This window comes from Clostridium sp. AF37-5, from assembly GCF_003477605.1.
Lineage (GTDB): Bacteria > Bacillota > Clostridia > Lachnospirales > Lachnospiraceae > Eubacterium_F.
This window is the reverse complement of sequence record NZ_QUDR01000020.1, coordinates 13,232-34,068: the sequence shown is the minus strand read 5'-3', so window position 1 is coordinate 34,068 and position 20,837 is coordinate 13,232. Positions and strand designations below refer to the sequence as shown.

Here is a 20,837-nt window from a genome sequence, read left to right as displayed (position 1 = left end):
TCCATTCCGCTTATTAAGCAAAGGTTTTTGGCACCATGTATGTTCCTTCTTTTTTCTGCGGTGCATTTTTCAACATGTTCTCTCTATCATCTCCATTTGTCACTTCGTCCTCACGGAACACATTGTGAACCGGGAACACATGAGACAAAGGTTCCACGCCCTCGGTGTCAAGTTCGTTTAATTTGTCAATGTAATCGAGCATACTTTCCATATCTTTTTTTGCCTGTTCTTTTTCTTCTTCATTCAATTCTAGTTTTGCTAAAATTCCTACATATTCAATTGTTTCATCTGAAATATGATTTGCCATACAAACACTTCCTTTCTTTTATGGTTCGAGACGGTTCAAATCCCTTGGGAACAAGGTCGTCTCACGAACATTCTCTTCCCCTAACAGTTTCATTGTTAAGCGCTCCATTCCAATTCCCAGTCCACCATGTGGCGGCATGCCATGTTTGAAAATCATCATGTACTGCTCCATGCCTTCCTGCGTCATTCCCCTGTCCGCGATTTTGTCCACAAGCGTCTGGTAATCGTGAATGCGCTGTCCACCGGTTGTGATTTCAAGTCCGTGGAACAATAAATCAAAACTCAGTGTATACGTCGTATCTTCCGGGTCATCCATCGCATAGAACGGACGTTTTTTTGAAGGATAATGGGTAACAAACACAAAATCGGCATCCATTTCTTCCTTAAAGTATTGTCCAATCAGTGCTTCCTCTTCCGGCTCTAAGTCAAATGGGTTGCGGATTGTCCGGTTGTATTTTTCTGCCACGAGTTCTTTTGCCTTGTCAAACCGAACCTGTGGAATTTTATCAACCTTTGGCAGTGTGACTTTCAAAAGATCCAATTCTTTTTTGTACTCTTTTTGCAAAAGTTCCATCGTGTACTGCAAAAATCCGGTTTCCATCTCCATAATATCTTCAAAGCTGTCAATATAGCCCATCTCAAAGTCAAGAGAAGTATACTCATTCAAATGACGCTTTGTGTTGTGCTTTTCTGCACGAAATACCGGCGCCGCCTCAAAGACACGGTCAAACACGCCAACCATCATCTGTTTGTAAAACTGCGGGCTTTGTGCAAGCACAGCATGTTTATGAAAATATTCGAGACGGAATAAGTTTGCACCGCCCTCAGCACCTCTGGCGCCGATTTTTGGCGAATGGATTTCGGTAAAGCCCTGCTCATGCAGAAAATCCCGGAATCCACGGATGATTCCTTCCTGGATTCTAAATTTCGCACGCTCCTTTACATTTCGCAGAGAAAGCGGACGCAAATCCAATTTTGTTTCCAGCGAGGTATTCATTTTCCATTTGTTAATAGCTATCGGCATTGGTTCCGTTGGCTTTGACAAAATGGTTACGGTACGCAGGCGGATTTCAAATCCATGCGGTGCACGCTCCTCTTTTGCCACAACACCGGTCACACAAACGGTATCTTCTTCCTGCAATTCTTTCAGCGAAATATCCGTAACGCCATCTTCATAAACGGTCTGCAAAAGCCCCTCGCTCTTTCTCAAAACCACAAACGCCACATCGCCCATGTCTCTGATTTTGTGAACTGCACCATTTACCGTTACTTCTTTTCCCTCATACTCACCGGCTAAAATGTCTTGAATGCCAAGTGTCTTTTTTTCTGTCTTTCCTGTTAAATATTCCATAGTAACCTCCATTCCCATGTGTCTTCACATGATTCCACCAAATGATTTTGAAGGTTGCAAAAAAAAGCAACCTGCCTTCGACAGATTGCTTTGAAATAAATACGTCCCAGCAAAGCATCTCTGCCTTCTGGGACGGGAAAAATGTTCATCAAAATAAGAGCCTAAAAACCCGCGGTACCACCCGCATTGAGACACCCCGTCGTATCTCCACTCATTCAACCAATAACGGTGTCACCCGGATGAGCCTACCTCTTATAACCGTTTCAACTCATCAGCTCCGGAATGTTCTCCTGTTTACCGCTTCCGCAAGACGCTCGCAGTCCATGACGCCTCTCCCTGTCGTAAAGTCACTGCATAAACAATCGTTTCCTTCATCGCTTTGCCATGTATTGTAGCACAGCGAAAAAAATGTGTCAATCACCCTTGAAAAATTTTTTCCTGCAAGAATTTACATTCAACATCTATTTTCGTCCCAAAATAGGGAATATTTGTAATGTATATTATGCAAAAAATAATATTTTTTATACAAAAGTGTCCGTTCACTCCCAATTTTGTGCCGTTCACGACTTTTACGATTCACGGTGCTCATAATGTGCTATGATAATAAACGGAGTTGAAATTTTCAGAAGGGAGGATGATATTCACTACATAATTTCAGGAAAAGCGAATAAGCAGGGACCTTGACTTCTCAGAAGCAATTTGGGTAGATGCGTTCTGTGATATATCCGTTATATATTACAGTATCGGTGGCGAGAGAAAGTGTTTAAAGGAACTTGTGTATATAGAGAGCTACACCAGAAAAAGCGAACAGGGGTACATAAAAGTTCTGAATATAATGGAAAAAGAAGTTTATTCGTATCGAGACGGGATAACGCTTTGCGTTATAGTCTCTCACGAATAAGCTTCTTTTTCTATGTTTTTATAAGTATCCTACATCAAATCCCTGCTGTCAAGCACGACTGTAAACGGCCCATCATTCACAAGGGCAACTTTCATATCGGCACCAAACTCCCCCTGCTCGACCACCGGGATTTCTTTGCGGCAGGCTTCCAATATATACTCATACATCGGCTCTGCCATCTCCGGTCTGCCGGCGTCTGTAAAAGATGGACGATTTCCCTTTTTGCAGTTGGCATATAAGGTGAACTGGGAAATCATAAGCAGTTCGCCGGACACATCTTTTAGGGCAAGATTTGTTTTCCCATTTTCGTCTTCAAATATACGCATATTCAAAAGTTTGTGTAAAAGTTTATCTGCAATTTCTTTTGTATCATCCTCTCCAATGCCGATTAACACAACAAAACCTTTTCCTATTTCTCCACGTACTTTTCCGTCGATTGTGACAGAAGCACTGCTGACTCTTTGTATTACAAAACGCATGGTTTCCTCCTTTTTATGCCTTTCTGTTTTCCCGGCATGTGAAATAAATAACCTGATATTCTTTTCCGACTTCCTTCAAAAAGGTAAGCGCATGACGCATTTTTTCGTCGTCCAGATTCACAAAGGAATCGTCAAAAACAAGAAATGGTTTGTCCTTTTCATACATGGCATCTACCATTGCCATACGCGCACAGATTCCGGCGAGGTCTTTGCGTCCCTCACTCAAAAAACGAATTTCCCGCGGCATGCCCATTTCCTCCACAGTCAAATTTACGCCAGCATCAAATCGGTAATCTTTAGCATCGCCACCATCTACCATTTGGTAATATTTCGTGAAACCTTTCTGCACCGGTTCAATATAGCGCGCTGTCAGCGTATCTTTTGCCTGCTGTAATTTATCCATTGTTTTTAGCAAAAGCTCATACTTCTTATTGCCGCTTGCAAAGTGCTCTTTCCGCTCCTCTAACTCAAGACGGATTTCTGCAAGTTCATCAAGTTTTTCCTCCAGCTGCTCTAATTGTTTCTCGTATGCAGCCATATTTTTGCGGTTGGTTTCCTGCTCGGTCATCCACCGTTTTTCACGCTCGTGACTTTCGCTCAGGCCTTCCTTTTCCTCAGGCTTATCTGTCTGGCGGATGCGCTCCATATCGTGGTCATTTTCAAACTGTAACAAATTTTTTCCTGCCGCCTGCCATGACTGCTCTGCCACCTGAACACGGTTGATGGCCCCGGCAATTTTTTGCAGTTCCTCGTCAAATGGCTCTTCAAAAATCAAACCATACTCTTTTCCGCCAAGTACAAATTCTTCTTTTGCCTGCTCGTATTTCTTTTTTGCCCCCAGAAAACTTTCCAGTTTTTCACAGAGACGACGGTACTGTTTCAGTTCGCTGCGAAGCTTTGACAAGCCAAATGCAAACCGCTCTTCTGAAATTCCCATTTCTACATAACCATCCATGAACTCACGAAGCGATTTTTGAAGAGTCTGATAACGAACCTCATCTTCTTCACTTACCGCCTCGCTCTTTGCCTGGTGCGTCTCATAGGCTATCGTATCCATCTGCATCTGCTGAATCACATCGCGGGAATCGCCGGAAATTCCTTCCGGGAAATAGGCAGAAAGCACGAAAGAAATCTTTTCATTTCCCTGCTCTATCTCTCTTTTTGCCCGTTCCATCTCCTGTTCAAGTTCCAAAAGCGGTTGCTCACTTAAATCTTCTTCCTGTTTTTTCCCTTTTTGCTGTACAAAAAGAACCACGGCGGCAAGTGCCAGAACAACAAAAGCTGCCATGCCGGCAAGCACCTGTACGAAGCTAAGCCCCACACCAAGAACCAACGCAAGACAGCCAAGAACAAGTGGAAGCGGTGACGCTTTTTCCGGCTTTTTCTGTGCCGCCACCTGCTTTAATGCACGGGCTGTTGTCTGCGCATTTGCAAGTTGATCCTCCTTATGTCGGACATCTTCACAGATTCGATTTAATTTCAGCAATTCATCCTTCGCCGGCATTCCATTCGGATAGCTTTTTTTCAGCGTTTCCCACTCATTTTGTTCCGCCGGGGTAAACTCTCCTTTGCGAATGGTCTGTTTGAGCGATTCATATTCGGTAAGAGCCTCCTCCATCGACTGCAGTGCTTCATCCTCCGGAATCTCCTGTCCGAACCGTTCTTTGACAGAGGACACAAGTGCATTTTCCTCGCCAGTCAGCTGATTTCTCACCATCTGCTCACGGAACTGTTCGCACTCCCGTCTTTGCTTCTGCCATTTTTCCATCTGCTCCATCGAAGGAATTTTATCCTCGTAAGGAAATGCATTTTTACTGTCTTCCCACTGTTTTCCCGCCTGCTCTTTGGCAGACACAAGTGTGTCATACTCTTTTCTATTTACCGCATAGTCCATCGCCTTACTAAGTTTTTCCTGCTTCTTTTGCTCCGCAGCAATCACCTCGGAAAGCTCTTTTTCTTTTTCTTCACACTGCTTGTAATAAGTTTCCGCCTCTAAAATCCCCTGCCGGATGCTTTCTTCTTCACGAAGTTTCTGCTCTCTTTCTTCGATTTCACGTTTTTCTCTGTTCAGCGAACCGGTTTTTCTTTTTGGCGTCATTTTATTCGTGGTATCTTTCAATTTGTCATACACACTTTGAAAATTGTGGATATCATCCGTCTGCTCAATCAGATTGCCAAGTTTCGCATGAATCCCGTCGGTCGGTGCAGACTCGCAGTCCTTCTGTGAAAAAAATACTGTGCGGCCAAAGGATGCCGCATCAATACCAAATAATTCAACACCGATATTCTCGGAAAAATCCTCGCACGGAAGGTTTGTCGAAAGGTCATAGAGTTCAAAAATATCATCTTTGTCTTTTTTCCCAAACACGCGGTTTAGCTGATAACTTTTTCCCTCTGTTTCGAATTTAACACTTCCGCCATACACGCCTTTCGCACTCTGCCACGGGAAATAACGCTTTCTTTCATTCACCAGTTTGTCCTGTTTATTACCATTTAAAAAACCAAAAAACATAATTCGGATAAAATTCGCAAGCGTACTTTTTCCCCATCCGTTTTCCTCGCAGAATGTATTGACACCCTCTGAAAAGTCAAAGGAGACATCGCTTAATTTACCGAAATTTTCTATTTTACACTGTAATAATTTCACTCGATTTCCTCCCCTTCCAAAGCTCGTATGCCATACTGAATCATCTGCGCCTTTTCCTCGTCAGAAAGTTTCTCATCCGCCTGTACCAGACGAACAAACTCGCCGCGAAGTGACGCATCGTTTTGATAATCTTCATAGTCAATTCGGATTTTTGTTTTGTCCGTCACTTTCACGGTATAATAATCATCCTGAATCCATTGATTCAAATAATCCAAATCTTTTTCACTGGCAAGTGCCATCTCGCCAACTAATACAAATTTCACAAAATCCTCATGTGGCAGATGCTCTTTTTTTGCCGTCTCGTTGATGGCATCCATAATCTCAGCTGTACTCATGCAGTCACTGACATCGACTTCTACATAATGACCGTTTCTAAGGGCAAATGGGATAAATTCACTCGCCACGGTTCTCTCTTCCAAATCCACATCTAAAAGAACAAAGCCATGCTCCCCATATTCATCAAAGCCACGGCATTCTAAACACCCCGGATAGCAATACTCACCTCGGCTATCCAGTGTTTCCTTTTTATAACCATGCACATGTCCAAGTGCCAGATAATCAATGCCCTTGCCACGCAAATCACGCAGCGGCACGACTTCCGCCTTGTCCTGTGCAGCGTATTCCGCTTCCTGTCCGTGAAGCATCACAATATTTACATCCTCACGGTTTAAAGTCAGCGAATTGGCTATCAGCGCATGATTTTCCTCACACAACTCAACGCCGCTAATCACAAGACGGCATCCCTCATCTGCCTGCACATAAGCGGTCCACTCTTCACCAAACAATTTTAAATTTTCAGGACATTCTTTGCCATTTGGCAAAAAAAGACGCACATCATGATTTCCTTTCAGATAATAAAATGTCATCTCAGGGCGTGTCGAAATCGCATGATAAACTGCATTGCGTGCCGTTGCCGAAATATTTTTCCGGTCAAACAAATCACCCGCAATCAAAACCGCCGACACATTTTCCTTGTCGGCATACTCCATCATCCGGTTAAAAGAAGCGAGTAATTCTGCTTTTCGCTCCTTTGCTTTTTCCTTTGTCAAATGCGTCGTCATGCTTGAATCCAAATGCAAATCCGCACAATGAATCAGTTTCATCGCTTCACCCCTTCCTCTTACTCTCTCTCTTTACGGCTCCATCTTCCGCTTGCGCCACACGGCAAAACAAGTCCCTGCTTACCGCGCACCGGCAATCCGATTTCATCTGCTTCAACCGTTCCGCCAAAACGGCTTTTTAATTCCAAATTTAACATATAAGAAAGCACCGCCGGCTGTAATCCTGTTGTATAAGAATTAATCAGGAAAAATAATGGCTTGTCTGCAAGTACCTTCGTGCAAAGCTGTACCAGTGGGAAAATTTTTTCTTCTATTTTCCAAATCTCGCCTTTGGGACCTCTTCCATAGGAAGGCGGGTCCATAATAATCGCATCATAATGATTGCCCCGGCGAATTTCACGCTCCACAAATTTTACGCAGTCATCCACCAGATAGCGAATCGGCGCATTGGCAAGCCCGGACGCTGCCGCATTTTCTTTCGCCCAGGTAAGCATCCCTTTTGATGCGTCCACATGTGTCACAGCTGCCCCCGCATCGGCGCATGCCACTGTCGCGCCACCCGTGTATGCAAATAAATTCAGCACCTTAATTTCTTTTCCCGGATTTTTCTTCTTTGCCTCGCGAATCAAATTTCCGCTCCACTCCCAGTTTACCGCCTGCTCAGGGAAAAGTCCGGTATGTTTAAAATGAAATGGTTTCAAATGAAATTTGAGATTTCCATAGGAAATCTCCCACTGCTCCGGCAAATCAAAAAATTCCCACTGTCCGCCGCCTTTATTGCTTCTGTGGTAATGTCCGTTTTTCTGTTTCCACTCTCTTACTTTATGCGGTGTGTTCCAAATCACCTGCGGGTCCGGGCGCACAAGAATATAATCACCCCACCGCTCTAATTTTTCTCCCGCCGAAGTATCTAACACTTCATAATCGTTCCATCCATCTGCAATCCACATAATTTACAATCCTCTTCTTCTATTTTTTCTCGCTTGAAAATACACTCTTGATTTCTTTACCAACTTTTTTTGCCTCTTTGGTGACAACCTCTGCGGCATGGTCAATTTTCTTGTCCAGTTCTTTTTCTTTGGCGTACTTGCCGGCTTTGTCTGCCGCATTGTTCACGGCGTCAACTGCCTTGCCAAAACCATCCATCATTTTTTCTTTATTTAATAATGGCATAACGCCACCTCCTTGTCATTTGGTATGATTATATCATAAGATGAGGGAAGAAACTAGTGGGTGTTTGTGTCAGTTTGTGTCAAGTGTTCGGTGGGACTTTTTTTGTTTTTCTACGGAATTACTGGAATCCAAAGGAATTGACAGCGAACATTTAGCGCAAACTTATTCCTTTAATCTGAGTTTTGTTAAAATTCCAATCGAATTTTCCCAGACAAAACAACTCTTTTCCCAGATTTTCTACTTTATGGTTGCTTTGCTTGCAAGTGGTTTTCTATTTTGTACAACTCTTTTTTAATTTTGAACGGATTAGCGTTGCCTAAGACTTTTGATGCTTATATATAATGGATTTCTCCATTGCTCCACAACTGCTGCAAACCCACAAACAAAGAAAAATGGTGCTGGGACAACAGAACAGTCCTAGCACCAACTTTGTCTACATAATACTTACTTTCCTTAATTAGCAGTTAATCTCTGCTTTAATTCCAAGCAAGTCTTTGTTTTCATCGAGAATTGGTGTGACCACGTCTTCAACAAATTCTTTTACCTGACTTGGTGCACGGCCAACATATTTACTTGGGTCCATGGTCTTCTGCAATTCTTCCAAAGTCATTGGGAAGGCATCGTCTGCGGCAATCAACTCTAAGAGGTTATTGTCTAAGCCGCGCTCTTTTACATTTCTGCCTGCTTCCATGGAAAGCTCACGAATCTTCTCATGCAGTTCCTGACGGTTGCCGCCGGCTTTTACGGCATCCATCATGATATTTTCGGTTGCCATAAATGGAAGTTCGGACATGAGACGTTTTGTAATTACTTTATCGTAAACAACAAGTCCATCGGCTACATTTAAGAACAAATCCAAAATACCGTCGATTGTGAGGAAGCCTTCTGCTACGCTCAGACGCTTATTTGCAGAATCATCGAGCGTTCTCTCAAACCACTGAGTTGCCGATGTAATCGCCGGGTTCAAGGCATCAATCATCACATAGCGGGACAGGGATGCAATTCTTTCGCTTCGCATTGGGTTTCTCTTGTATGCCATTGCAGAGGAACCAATCTGGCTCTTTTCAAATGGCTCTTCCACTTCTTTCAAATGCTGAAGAAGACGGATATCGTTTGAAAATTTATGTGCGCTGGCTGCGATGCCGGCAAGTATATTTACTACGCGAGTATCCAATTTACGGGAATAGGTCTGTCCGGAAACAGGGAAGCATGCGTCAAATCCCATTTTCTTTGCAATCAGTTTGTCCGCTTCTTTACATTTGCTCTCATCACCGTCAAACAGCTCAAGGAAACTTGCCTGTGTACCGGTAGTTCCTTTCGAACCAAGAAGTTTCATATGAGACAGCACGTGATTCAAATCTTCCAAATCCATCACAAGTTCCTGAATCCAAAGCGTTGCACGCTTACCAACTGTTGTCGGCTGTGCCGGCTGGAAATGAGTAAATGCAAGCGTCGGAAGGTCTTTGTATTTCATTGCAAAATCAGATAATACGGAAATGACATTCACCAGTTTTTTCTTTACTAATTTAAGTGCTTCGGTCATGATAATGACGTCTGTATTATCACCAACATAGCAGGAAGTTGCTCCGAGATGAATGATTCCTGCTGCCTTTGGACACTGTTTGCCATATGCATATACATGGCTCATTACGTCGTGGCGCACCTCTTTTTCGCGAGCTTTTGCAACATCATAATTAATATCTGTCACATGTGCTTTTAACTCCTCAATCTGCTCGTCTGTAATACGTGGATTTCCATCTGCATCCTTTAAGCCAAGTTCTTTCTCGGTTTCTGCTAATGCAATCCATAATTTTCTCCAAGTCTGAAATTTCATATCCGGCGAGAAAATAAACTGCATTTCTTTGCTGGCGTATCTCTCCGACAACGGGCTTACATATCTGTCTGTACTCATATTCTTTCTTTCCTTTCTCTATCCTTTTATAAAATAGTGCCAGGGCTTTTCCTTAACACCTATTTACGGTTCAAAACTTCCACGAATATCTTCGGTTGGCGGCTCTACCGGGTAATTTCCGGAGAAGCACGCATCACAGTAACCAGTGTCTCCCTCAATCAATTCCGGCAGTCTCTCGCCATCTAAGTAACCAAGCGAATCCGCTCCAATCAACTCACAAATCTGGGATACCGTGTGGTCATGTGCAATCAGCTGGTCGCAGCTTGGCACGTCGGTTCCAAAATAGCATGGAAACAAAAATGGCGGCGAACTGATTCTTACATGCACCTCAGTCGCTCCGGCATCTTTGAGCATTTTTACAATGTGACCGCTCGTCGTACCACGCACAATCGAATCATCGACCATCACAACACGCTTGCCATTAACCACTTCCTTCAGGGCATTCAGCTTAATATTTACACTGGACTCACGGGCAGACTGTTTGGGTTTAATAAATGTTCTTCCCACATAACTGTTCTTGATAAAACCAACACCATACGGAATATTTGACTCCAAGGCAAATCCCATCGCAGCCGCATTTCCGGAATCCGGCACTCCAATGACAATATCCGCTTCTGCCGGATGCATCTGGGCAAGGATTTTTCCTGCCATAATACGTGAATTATAAACACTCACACCATCCACATAACTGTCCGGTCTTGCAAAATAAATATATTCAAAAATACATCTTGCCGGTTTTACCCTGCAGAGACTTTCATCCGATGTAATACCGTTTTTGTCTAACATAACAATTTCACCCGGTTTAACATCCCGGACAAATGTTGCACCAACAGCATTGAGTGCACAAGTTTCGCTGGCAAGCAGATAACTGTTATCTCGTTTTCCAATCACCAGAGGGCGAAAACCAAATGGATCGCGGGCACCAATCAATTTTCTCGGACTGGAAATCACAAGTGAATATGCACCTTTTAATTTCTTCATCGCATTTTTCACAGCTTCTTCTACCGTACCTGTTTTCAAACGCTCTCTCGCAATATGGTACGCAATGACTTCCGAATCAATGGTCGTCTGGAAAATAGCCCCTGTGTATTCCAGTTCTTTGCGGAGTTCCGGCGCATTTACCAGATTTCCGTTATGTGCTAACATAAGAATACCTTTGACATAATTTAATACTAACGGCTGTACATTCTGTCCATTGCTCGCACCTGCCGTCGAGTAACGGACATGTCCAACCCCGATATTTCCTTTGAGTTTTTCAAGTTTTTCAGAATCAAAGACTTCATTGACAAGTCCCATGCCTTTTGAAGACAATACTTTTCCTTTCGGTCCTTTTGTATCGCTGACCGCAATACCACAGCTTTCCTGACCTCTGTGCTGCAAAGCGAAAAGTCCATAATAAATTGTGGAGGCAACATCACCGCCATCCAAATCATAGACACCGAAAACACCACACTCTTCATGCAGTCCATCGTAATAAGTTTCATCAACCTGTGAGTTCATTTCAAGTCCTTCCTTTTGCTGTTTATTCTAACACAAGTATGCCCCTTTGAATCTTATTCTGTAAGATTCGCCGGACGGATGTGTTAATCACTTTTTCATCAATCCTGCCTTCCTCCACGGCAGTAATTAAAGCCTCATAGCACTCCTTGAAATTCCCCGGCAGGACGATTAAATCGCATCCTGCTTTTACCGCTTCCACTACGGCAAATTCATTTGTATAATTGTTCTCTATCACATTATCATTGAGTGGGCTTGTCATAACAATTCCATCAAATCCGAGTTCTTCCCGTAAAAGTTTCGTCACAATATCCTGCGACATAAATGCCGGTACTTTTTTCACCGTCAACTTACTGTATGCGGCATTGCTCACCATCACGCAGTCAGCGCCTGCCTGAATCCCGCTCGCATACGGCACAAAATTCGTATCACGTATCGTCATCAGACTGTCTGTATTTTCGGCAATTGACTCTGTCACATCCGCAGAAACATTACCAATTCCCGGAAAAGTCTTAAGCGTCACGGAAAGTCCGCCCTCGCGCATGCCACTTACAAAATCATCCAACAAATCTGCCACGCCATCCGCATCACTTCCCAGGCAGCGCATTGCATACGATGGATTTTGGGCACTTGCCAAATCCGCCACCGGCGCCAGATTCAGATTTATACCGATTTTCGTCAATTCTCCGGCAATCGTTTTCCCCGATTCATAAATCTGGTTTGCCGTCATATTTTGTCCCATTTCTTTTGGGGTAACATAACCGGTATCTTTTAAATCCTCAACTTTGGCAGAAATGGAATTTTCTCCACCACCGTCTTCCTCTACGGCAACGTAAAGCGCACTTCCTGATACAACGCTCGCCTGTAAATTCTGCACCAGTTTTTTCGTCTGCTTCTGCGACTTAATATTTTCCTTCGTAAGATAGACGCCACCCAGGTGATAATCAATAATTGCCTGTTTCATGCTGTCCGTCGCCTTATAAGCGGTTCCGTCCACCGATGGTGATACATCTAACTGCAGTAAATCCACCAAAAACATCTGTCCTACTTTTTGTTCAATTGTCATTGTTTTTACAATCTTCTCTGCCTCTGAAAAAGCCTCATCCTCTGAAATCAACGGCGTAACGCTCGCTGTTGCAGACGGTGTACTCGTACTTTCGCCGGCTTTCTTCTCAACCTCTTTGTCCGTACCGCACGAGCACAGAAGCAAAACAAGGCTCAGCATAATCCCCATCCACTGATATCGTTTCATCGTCGTGAATCCCTCTTTTTCATTTTATCTTTTTTTCTCTCACTATCTAACGCAAAAAAGCCATATTATCACTAATCATAATGCTGTCAATATTATAGTATATTCTCTGTCTATATGCAAATAAAATATTTCCGTCTTTTTTTTCATTTTTTTGTGTAAATCACCCAAGCCACCCTGCATAGGATAACAGTGTAAATGAAATTTAGGAGGCAAACCTATGAGTGATTTGTCAGCAACAAACTGTGGCGGAGGATGCTCCTGCAACGAGAACAATTCTTCCTGCTGCTGGATTATTATCCTTTTACTTCTTTGCTGCGGCGGCTGTGGTAACGGCTTTGGCGGCGGCATGGGCGGTGATTGCAGCTGCATCATTTGGATTCTCATTATCCTCTGCTGCTGCGGAGGCAATAACGGATTCGGTGGATTCGGCTGCGGCTGCTAATTGAAAATTGCTTAATGCAAAAAAATGGGGCGGATAACCGCCTCATTTTTTATTTACGATTCGTCTGAAATGAATGATTCCGTCCAATAGAACCGTTCTCCTCTTTCCATGCCTGCGGGAAATATTTTCTTTTTTCCTCCGGCGTCAAAGATTCATAACACGCTAAATCCACCTCATAAATGGTTGTGTCGTCCACAATTACTTTTGTCCTTTCCTTCATCGGTATCTGCCCGCCTTATGTTTCTTATTTTATTGTATGAAAGCTTTTTAGAAACGGTTCATAAGGACATTCACGGGCAGCCTCTCATTCGCCAGGACTGCTTGATATTACCTTTCCGGTATTCCAAAGCATAACTGCACGTTTGGCGGCATCCAAGCGCTCTTCATCCGAACGGAAATCAATATTTACCGTATGACATCCACAATCCAGACATGATACATAATAACTACATCCACATTCCTCTTCTAATAACGCACCGCCATCACATAATGGACAATCGCTAATTTCTAACATTTCATCGATGTTCATAATTTTCCTCTTTTCATTTATTCTTTGCTCTATCATAAGGCAGATGGCAATGCTAAGTCAATAGGCTATGTACTTTTACCTCATTAACTTTTATTCTTTTTCAAGAACAATAATTTTATTTGAAAAATTTTTGACTGCAGGAATTTTACCAATAATACGATATATCGGCATCATTTTTTTCATGCCTTCAATCAGGCTTACTTCTTGTTTATATGAAAATGCCGGAACAAGCTTTTGCAGCAATTTTCCGTTTTTGACACCCCATGTAAATTTTGCATTACTGCCTTCAATTGATTTTTCCTTTATATGACGCACGACAAACGGCGACATCGTCTCAATCATAACGGTAACTTTTGGAAAAGTTTTCTCTATAATGGAAAACATCTGTAGCACATCTTTTTCTTGTAAATACATAGAAAGTCCCTCAATCACAACCAATACATTTTCGCCGTCACACACGATTTCATCCGTGTAGGATGCGTCCATTGCTGACTTTGCAATCTGATAAATCGGCCCGTTTTCCGTAAGAAACTTTTCTCTTATCTCCATTGTTTCCGGCAAATCCACATTGTACCAGCGCAGATACTTTCCTTTCATTCGGTAACATCTTGTGTCCATACCACTGGCAATATTTATCACAACGGTCTTTGCATTTTTACTCAAATACCGCTCTACCATCTCATCCAGTACAATCGTTCTTGCGATTACACCATAACTCATCGCCTTATCTTTATCCGCATTAGAAAAATCGTAATCCAGCTTTGACACAATCTCTGCTGCCATATCATCCTGAATCATCGGATTGTCTTTCTCCGATTCCTTTGCCCTCGCATATAAAGTCTGAATCATTGTCTCCGGCACACCGGTCACACTTACTTTCTCTTTCATCGTATCATCCTTTCGTAACGTTTGTTATGAATTGTTATGTTGTAAAAAAAGCTCCACAGTTAGTCTCTGTGAAGCTTTCTTAAACTCTCTATTAATCTTTCGGTTCCGCCTCCGGCGTAAATACCAATCTGTTTCACTAAACACAGGCTGTATTCCATGTCATAATCCTCTTTTACAATCCGCAAACAACTGTCTAGCCGCTGCTTTGCCAATATTTTATCAATCCTTTATCCGGCATTGTCTTAAGTTGGCTCCGGTAATATGTAAGAAATGACTGCTCCATCATTTTTTCAACACGCTCTCGGAATCCTTCGTAACACCCGCCCTGCAGCAGATTGTCCTAAGACTTGCTTTTGCATATCCATTGGCGTAAAACTCTTCCAACGCCGCCTGTTTAATTTTTTCAATGGTTTCTTGTTTGTTTTTCATCATAACACTTGTTATGTTAGTCTAATTTGGGGAGTTTGTCAACTGCTGTAACAAAATTCTGTATGTCATTACTATAAGACTAAACATAACACACAATGCAATTCTCAAAAGATTAATTTCTACCACGCCATAAACTTCAAAAAAACATAGTCCCCCATGATTTGCATAAAAAAGTTCTTTTCCTACGAATAAAACATAGTCTGCAATACACATTCCAACTACCGCTTTTACTGACAATTTACTTGCAATAAACAGTACCAACACCACAAACAACGGTAACGGCTACAATATCACATACCAAAATTCTCTTATATTTAATATGGTATTAAGGATAAAAAATAAGCCACTTGAATTTTCATTCCAGTCTAATGCACACACAATATTTTATAGTAACTATCATTTGTTTTGAAGTCATACATTCCGCGCCGCTTAATAACTTCTCTTATAATTACAATAACTATAATTGCCAAAAGAGCACCTATAAAAGATATCTTAAAAACTTCTAATTCCTGCTCCGGCAACTCATGAGGCGTCGTAAAATTTTTTATAATTATCAAAATTTTCGCTATTGTCAACATTGAAAAAATCTCTCTAATGACACTTTTGCTTTTAAAATGTATATATATCAAAAGAAACATCCCAATAAGTCCTCCTACAAAAAAAGAGACCTCATTATAAAATAATTGTTCCCCCAAAAAGGACCCTATCATAAAACAATCAAACGCAACAACAAGAAAAATGCATATATCATAGTATATTTGTGTTTTCTCTGTTACATAAAGAAGTATAATTCAAATAGCAAATGATGCTATCTCATATATTAATAACAATTCTTTATTCATTAATAATTGAACTAAAATACTTTGCATTAATTTCTCCTCTCCTTCACACCAATACAGACTGTTTGCTTTTTGTTTCCACGAGTTTGCCAGACTTATCATATTCGTTTACTACGATCTGGTAACTAGCACTGCCATCTGTATTGTTCTGCGAAAGTTCTTTTTTGATTTTACACAACAAAAGATTATAGCCATACGTTTCCGCCACATTCTCATTGTTTTCATTGACAACAATCTACCTCCTTCTACGTCCACTTTATGTAGCTGCTCCTATCTCCCTCATAAATATGCAAATAATCCCCTTGCACATCTATATTTGCAGAAAAATACTTGCTAAATGTAAATATTGTTTGTGTATCTCCTGTTTTTAAATTTTTCTTGATAATTTTATTGTCAGTTTGATAAACAAATTCATCATTTTCTGCTATTATTGCAATACTGGAACTTTGCTTTTTTAATATCTTCAACTTATTATTTTTTTTACTAATTTTATAACAGCACGCCATAACCACATCCTTTGACTCAATCGGATATGCTGGAATATACTCTCGTAACACATTACAAACACCATAAATCTTATCTCCCATTTGGTATTCGACTATTAAATAATTAGGGTTTGAAATACCACATTGCCCTATTTCCTTCACAAGTAAAGTTCGATTAATCTTCTCTTGCTTTGTTTCTGCCTGATAATTAGATTTCACATCATCCAACGTAAAATTTCCCGTTGAGGTTCCTGCATAATCTAACCATGAAGGTTCTGTTGAAAAAAAGCCCTCTTCATGATAATACATCTTGGTATTTCCAATTTTGCATCCCCAGTCATGATTCTTTATTATTTTTTTCGGCTGTTTTCCAAATTTCTCTTCCTCTATATAACAATTTGCATAAAATCCTTTATAATAAGATTCAAAATAATAACGGTAATCATCCTTTAAATCCCAATTTCCAAAAAATAAATAGTTGTCTTTCCATGCGATTGTTGCAACATTAGACACCCTACATTCTTTTAATTTATTTGACTTGTAATCATATTGAACAATTTTTCCAGTTCCTTTTTGGTCATCCCATCGATATAGTAAAAAAAAGGTCTTCTCCCCTAACACCACTTGATCTGGGCTATTACCTAATAAATCAAGCTCTGTAACTTTTGTTCCGGCATGATCTTCAATTAGAATATGTTCCATTTTTGCATCAATTTTACCAGTATATTTTTCGTTTGACATTATTGGCATTTGTTCATAACCAAAATAGCATCCTTTCATCCTCTCTCTTGGAATAAAAATCAATATCCAATATGCCAATCCTATAAATAACATAATTCCAAATAAAATACAGCAAATAATTATTAATTTCCCCTTTTTTCTCATTTTATCTCCCTTCATAAATGTTTCATCCTACTTTCTTCATATCACCTTGGAAATCCATGCAATATAAAGCATTTTCACCCGGATAATCATGGTCCTGTACTACATCCCCCTCATCTTCCTGCCAATATGCTCCCACTATATCTTCATCGTACTCCACTAGATATATCTTTTCATCTGTGGCATACACTGACATCCATTTTTTCTTTGATAATTTAACATCCTTTCTTGTCTTTTTATCAACTCGATGAAGCCGATACTTCTTGTCCAAATAAAAAATATATTTTCTATTAGTAGAAAATGCAAATTGACCTCCCCAATATTCTCCAGCATTTCTCAATAATGGCCGCATTTTCCCACCTTTGCGGGGAATTGCGAACTCCTGACAATAAATATATGTTTCATCCATTGTCACAAAAACACAATCGTAGTTAGTTGGATGAAAGGGCGGTACTCCATAACATTTATATGCCTTTTTTCTTTTATAGCATAATATTTCACTTTCTTTTTTTGTGTTTAAATCATAAGCATATAAATATACTTTTTTCCCTTTCTGCCTTCCATACAAAATCTGTCCATCAACAAAAGTCAGGTACGGCTTAGCCTCGTTCATATTCGATGTAGATAAAATCTTCTCTGTCCTTTTCTTATTATTAATACTAAATCTTTGTAATGATTTGCCGGATTTATATGGTTGATAATCCAACTTTTTGTCTATCACTTCATCTCTTGAATCATGATATATGCATTGCTGATAAAGTGCTGAATAATCATATAAATGATCAGCCCGAAAATAATTGTCCTGTGAATCCGCATTTTCTGTTTTTTCATAATCATCTATAATTGATTGAACTTTTTTGTTTTTCAAATCGACACGAACAAGTGCCTGTCTCGTTGTCTCCACCTCCGCTTCTCCTTCTTCTATTGTTATAAAAGCATAAAAATCATTTTGATATTTAGCAAAACCGGATATGTATCCATAATCCAACGTAAATTCTCCCACAAAAACATCTTCATCTCTAAAAATTTTATATTCCCTTTTGCTATTTGATTTCAAATAATAGTAATGCCCATTATCAATCTGCCCGAACACACTCGTGGGATCAGCCTCTCTAAAATATACTCCCGTATCTTTTTCATTTAATTTAGCAAGTTTCAACGTGCATTTTTTCCCCGTTTCATCTGTAACCTTAACAGGCTGTATACTCTCACGGCTTAAAATTTGTTGACATATTTTTTCCTCTCTACCGCTTTTTTCTATATAATAATATAACAATACATTGTCGGTTTTGTAAAAACGTAACACTTTTTTATCAACATATTTTTCGGATTTATCTTCTCGAAGTTCTTCTTTCCATATACTATCATTTCCATTGCAATAATATAGCTGTCCTTCAAAAATGTACATATACCTTGGACAACTATTACTGATTACAGATAAGTGCTTTCCGTCATAATCCACATAACAAACTTTTTGTTTCTCTTTGTCGGCAAAATAAATTCCTTTTTTGTCCGCTATAAAAAAATCCATTTCCGCTTTCACAACATTTGTATTAGATGAACCATCAATGTTTACCTTTTCTATCATTTTATCATTCATGCTGTAATAATAAATCCAGTCCTGTACTAAAATAAGATTGCAAATTCTATCTTCACGATTGGAATAAATGTATGTTTTTTCACTTCCATCACATCGAATTTTGGCTATATGTTGTATTCCCTCTCTTTCCTCTAAAAAATATAGGTAATCTCCATAATAAGCCAAATTGTCAATTATTCCCTTATAAATAACCTGTTTTTTACTACCATCCAATCTCATTTTAATAATTTGATGATTTTTAACATCTCTGCAAAATAACCATCCCTTTCCTATATTTATATTGTCACATCTATTATCATGCAGTTTTTGTTCTGTTTCTCCTTTTAAATTTTTACGATATAAACTCCAATTATCGTTTGCATTTGAATAATAGATTTTTCCACTTTCTTCTGCCAGTTCTCCACCAAAAACAATATTGTTTAAAATACTCCCATTAGTTTCTATGCTTTCATTATATTTGCTATCACTTTTCTTTTCAGATACACAGTGATTACATACTATTATCAAACCTATTGCCAGAATAACTCCCAATAAAGTACCAATATAAATCCTTATTCTTTTTTTGCTGTAACGCAGTTCCTCCATTTTATCCCTCCACACTTAATTTTGAAAATGGCTCACTGTAATTTATGCCGCCCAAATTGTAATCTTTCATAAACTCAGGTACAGCATTTACTTGTGCACCAACTATTCTATAATTACTTTATCGTAATCTCTTTTCAAAAAACTATACTTGTTACCGGACTTCTCTATTATTTGTAAACAAATATCTCGGTAAAGTTCTCCTTCATCACGTAAAGTTTCTGCTGTTTCACCCAAGGATTTTACTCTTTCACTCGGTGATTTATTCAACGAATTTGTTTCTGCTTTACTTATTTGCAAAACAGCTTGTGCCTCTTTTATGTATTTTTTCACCTGATAATCAAATTTTTCTATGCTTTTTTTATCATCCTCATATTTACACCGTTCACTCAACCAGTGTATCACATTTTCATATTCCGTTTCCTATAATTTCCCGTATAATCTTTGCTTGCCCCTGATTTCAGCGTATGTCATATCTTGTTTCATCACCTTATCAAAATAGCTGTCAATCGGATTAGCATTATCTACAGAAACTACTTTGTCCTGCGATAATTGCACATATGTTTTTTCTTTATTTAATACAAATATACTCAAAACAACATTAACAAGTAAACTGATGCCCAAAAACAGGCAAAACAATATTTTTTTCATTCGGATACCCCCTCATATAAATCAACACTTTCTCAAATACAACGATTCACCTTTCCGGAATGTTGCAGTAAAATCACCTCAATCATACCATACATCACTTGGAAGTTTCACACCCTTCTTTTTCAACCTAATACATTCCACCCCATCTCTATATCCACTCTGGTAAAAAATCAACCCAGTTCCTTCTTCCCAAATAAAAGTCTCCCAATATCCTGAATGCTGTGGATATTGATAGTAGCCACCATAACGCAGTCTCTTTTTAGGCGAATCTTGAATCTTTTTTAAGTACTGATGCCAGTCTATCTTATCGTGTTTTAATGTATCTTTATATGTCTTTTTCTGCCAAACAATTGTACTATACTTTGGAATCTCACTGGTCTTTATGATTCTATTTAACGTTTTCTTCGACAGCGTCCAAACATTTCCTTGTGCCTCATAATCGTTATTTTCCCATATACGCATTATCCTATTTTTTTTCACATAAAAATAACCAAGGCTAAGCCTTTTTGTTGGAATCTTAAGATCTGATGCCTGTTCAATCTTCAAGTGATACAGAATGCCTTTTTTTAGTTTTGCAATCTTTATAAAATTCATTTTTGTTTTATACTTCAAAGCCGGAATATCTCCCCATTCATCATAAAAACCTGCACTCGCATCAAATTTAACTTTACCACTTCCTTGCATATTCCAATACGAATTGATACCTTTTTGTAAAGTCTCAGTTTTCCCCTGAGACTTTTTTGTTTCTTGTGATTTTGTGTCCATCGTTGGTTTTGCTTCTACCTTTTTTTCAATCTTTTCAACACTATAATTACCAAACAATGGAGAAATCCTGCTACGAACATAGACTATCACCGCAAGTAAAATTACAATTCCTACCGTAACTAGAATATTTTTAGTTTTTTTCATAATACACACCCTCCTCATTAAT

The 20,837-nt window shown here is 39.7% G+C and carries 23 protein-coding genes; 1 reads left to right on the top strand and 22 read right to left on the bottom strand.

Annotation, left to right across the window (positions count from 1 at the left end; translation table 11 throughout):
- Nucleotides 1-13: 13 nt before the first annotated feature.
- The 10 genes from gatC to DW019_RS11710 all read right to left on the bottom strand — a co-directional run bounded on the left by gatC (nucleotide 14) and on the right by DW019_RS11710 (nucleotide 12,579).
- Nucleotides 14-307, bottom strand: a complete 294-nt coding sequence (gatC, locus tag DW019_RS11755) for an Asp-tRNA(Asn)/Glu-tRNA(Gln) amidotransferase subunit GatC (RefSeq protein ID WP_117479315.1) — start codon at nucleotides 305-307, stop codon at nucleotides 14-16.
- A gap of 18 nt (nucleotides 308-325) precedes the next feature.
- The gene (gene aspS, locus DW019_RS11750) at nucleotides 326-1,657 is read right to left on the bottom strand and encodes an aspartate--tRNA(Asn) ligase (protein ID WP_022376427.1); all 1,332 of its coding nucleotides are present in this window, start codon (nucleotides 1,655-1,657) and stop codon (nucleotides 326-328) included.
- A 930-nt stretch (nucleotides 1,658-2,587) separates the two neighbouring features.
- Nucleotides 2,588-3,037, bottom strand: coding sequence for a D-aminoacyl-tRNA deacylase (gene dtd, locus DW019_RS11745; protein ID WP_022376425.1), 450 nt, complete (start codon nucleotides 3,035-3,037; stop codon nucleotides 2,588-2,590).
- A 13-nt stretch (nucleotides 3,038-3,050) separates the two neighbouring features.
- The gene (locus DW019_RS11740) at nucleotides 3,051-5,684 is read right to left on the bottom strand and encodes an AAA family ATPase (protein WP_118443530.1); all 2,634 of its coding nucleotides are present in this window, start codon (nucleotides 5,682-5,684) and stop codon (nucleotides 3,051-3,053) included.
- Nucleotides 5,681-6,787 carry a metallophosphoesterase gene (locus DW019_RS11735; protein WP_118443528.1) on the bottom strand — a complete coding sequence of 369 codons (1,107 nt, stop codon included), beginning with the start codon at nucleotides 6,785-6,787 and terminating at the stop codon, nucleotides 5,681-5,683. Before DW019_RS11735 ends, DW019_RS11740 begins: the two co-directional genes overlap by 4 nt.
- A gap of 17 nt (nucleotides 6,788-6,804) precedes the next feature.
- The gene (locus DW019_RS11730; protein WP_118443526.1) at nucleotides 6,805-7,695 is read right to left on the bottom strand and encodes a class I SAM-dependent methyltransferase; all 891 of its coding nucleotides are present in this window, start codon (nucleotides 7,693-7,695) and stop codon (nucleotides 6,805-6,807) included.
- Nucleotides 7,696-7,714: 19 nt separating this feature from the next.
- Complete coding sequence (locus DW019_RS11725) at nucleotides 7,715-7,918, bottom strand: hypothetical protein (protein WP_117479307.1); 204 nt, start codon at nucleotides 7,916-7,918, stop codon at nucleotides 7,715-7,717.
- A gap of 457 nt (nucleotides 7,919-8,375) precedes the next feature.
- Nucleotides 8,376-9,830: an adenylosuccinate lyase gene (gene purB, locus DW019_RS11720; protein WP_118443524.1), complete on the bottom strand. Its 1,455-nt coding sequence runs from the start codon at nucleotides 9,828-9,830 to the stop codon at nucleotides 8,376-8,378.
- A gap of 63 nt (nucleotides 9,831-9,893) precedes the next feature.
- Nucleotides 9,894-11,330 carry an amidophosphoribosyltransferase gene (gene purF, locus DW019_RS11715; RefSeq protein WP_118443522.1) on the bottom strand — a complete coding sequence of 479 codons (1,437 nt, stop codon included), beginning with the start codon at nucleotides 11,328-11,330 and terminating at the stop codon, nucleotides 9,894-9,896.
- Between the two features lie 22 nt (nucleotides 11,331-11,352).
- Nucleotides 11,353-12,579 carry a glycoside hydrolase family 3 N-terminal domain-containing protein gene (locus DW019_RS11710; RefSeq protein ID WP_118443520.1) on the bottom strand — a complete coding sequence of 409 codons (1,227 nt, stop codon included), beginning with the start codon at nucleotides 12,577-12,579 and terminating at the stop codon, nucleotides 11,353-11,355.
- Between the two features lie 221 nt (nucleotides 12,580-12,800).
- Between DW019_RS11710 and DW019_RS11705 the strand changes: the two genes are divergently transcribed.
- A complete protein-coding gene (locus tag DW019_RS11705) occupies nucleotides 12,801-13,025 on the top strand; it encodes a hypothetical protein (protein ID WP_182431122.1) in 225 nt (74 codons plus the stop codon).
- Between the two features lie 45 nt (nucleotides 13,026-13,070).
- Here the strand turns inward: DW019_RS11705 and DW019_RS15160 are convergent, their stop codons facing one another.
- The 12 genes from DW019_RS15160 to DW019_RS11655 all read right to left on the bottom strand — a co-directional run bounded on the left by DW019_RS15160 (nucleotide 13,071) and on the right by DW019_RS11655 (nucleotide 20,815).
- A complete protein-coding gene (locus DW019_RS15160) occupies nucleotides 13,071-13,241 on the bottom strand; it encodes a hypothetical protein (RefSeq protein WP_181975031.1) in 171 nt (56 codons plus the stop codon).
- A gap of 84 nt (nucleotides 13,242-13,325) precedes the next feature.
- Nucleotides 13,326-13,550: a Lar family restriction alleviation protein gene (locus DW019_RS11700; protein ID WP_181975030.1), complete on the bottom strand. Its 225-nt coding sequence runs from the start codon at nucleotides 13,548-13,550 to the stop codon at nucleotides 13,326-13,328.
- Nucleotides 13,551-13,640: 90 nt separating this feature from the next.
- Nucleotides 13,641-14,438, bottom strand: coding sequence for a class I SAM-dependent methyltransferase (locus tag DW019_RS11695; RefSeq protein ID WP_118443519.1), 798 nt, complete (start codon nucleotides 14,436-14,438; stop codon nucleotides 13,641-13,643).
- A 59-nt stretch (nucleotides 14,439-14,497) separates the two neighbouring features.
- The gene (locus DW019_RS15550; RefSeq protein ID WP_243024154.1) at nucleotides 14,498-14,650 is read right to left on the bottom strand and encodes a hypothetical protein; all 153 of its coding nucleotides are present in this window, start codon (nucleotides 14,648-14,650) and stop codon (nucleotides 14,498-14,500) included.
- A 70-nt stretch (nucleotides 14,651-14,720) separates the two neighbouring features.
- Nucleotides 14,721-14,870 (bottom strand): TetR/AcrR family transcriptional regulator, encoded by a 150-nt coding sequence (locus tag DW019_RS15545; protein ID WP_243024153.1) that lies wholly within the window; start codon nucleotides 14,868-14,870, stop codon nucleotides 14,721-14,723.
- A 362-nt stretch (nucleotides 14,871-15,232) separates the two neighbouring features.
- Nucleotides 15,233-15,445 carry a hypothetical protein gene (locus DW019_RS15305; RefSeq protein WP_207663932.1) on the bottom strand — a complete coding sequence of 71 codons (213 nt, stop codon included), beginning with the start codon at nucleotides 15,443-15,445 and terminating at the stop codon, nucleotides 15,233-15,235.
- 307 nt (nucleotides 15,446-15,752) lie between these two features.
- Nucleotides 15,753-15,914, bottom strand: coding sequence for a hypothetical protein (locus DW019_RS15155; protein WP_181975029.1), 162 nt, complete (start codon nucleotides 15,912-15,914; stop codon nucleotides 15,753-15,755).
- A gap of 37 nt (nucleotides 15,915-15,951) precedes the next feature.
- A complete protein-coding gene (locus DW019_RS11675; RefSeq protein WP_117479287.1) occupies nucleotides 15,952-17,091 on the bottom strand; it encodes a hypothetical protein in 1,140 nt (379 codons plus the stop codon).
- Between the two features lie 7 nt (nucleotides 17,092-17,098).
- The gene (locus DW019_RS11670) at nucleotides 17,099-19,258 is read right to left on the bottom strand and encodes a DUF5050 domain-containing protein (protein ID WP_118443516.1); all 2,160 of its coding nucleotides are present in this window, start codon (nucleotides 19,256-19,258) and stop codon (nucleotides 17,099-17,101) included.
- Between the two features lie 102 nt (nucleotides 19,259-19,360).
- Nucleotides 19,361-19,648, bottom strand: coding sequence for a hypothetical protein (locus DW019_RS11665; RefSeq protein ID WP_118443514.1), 288 nt, complete (start codon nucleotides 19,646-19,648; stop codon nucleotides 19,361-19,363).
- Between the two features lie 30 nt (nucleotides 19,649-19,678).
- Complete coding sequence (locus DW019_RS11660) at nucleotides 19,679-19,906, bottom strand: hypothetical protein (protein WP_118443512.1); 228 nt, start codon at nucleotides 19,904-19,906, stop codon at nucleotides 19,679-19,681.
- A 78-nt stretch (nucleotides 19,907-19,984) separates the two neighbouring features.
- Nucleotides 19,985-20,815, bottom strand: coding sequence for a hypothetical protein (locus DW019_RS11655; protein ID WP_118443511.1), 831 nt, complete (start codon nucleotides 20,813-20,815; stop codon nucleotides 19,985-19,987).
- Between the last annotated feature and the right edge of the window lie 22 nt (nucleotides 20,816-20,837).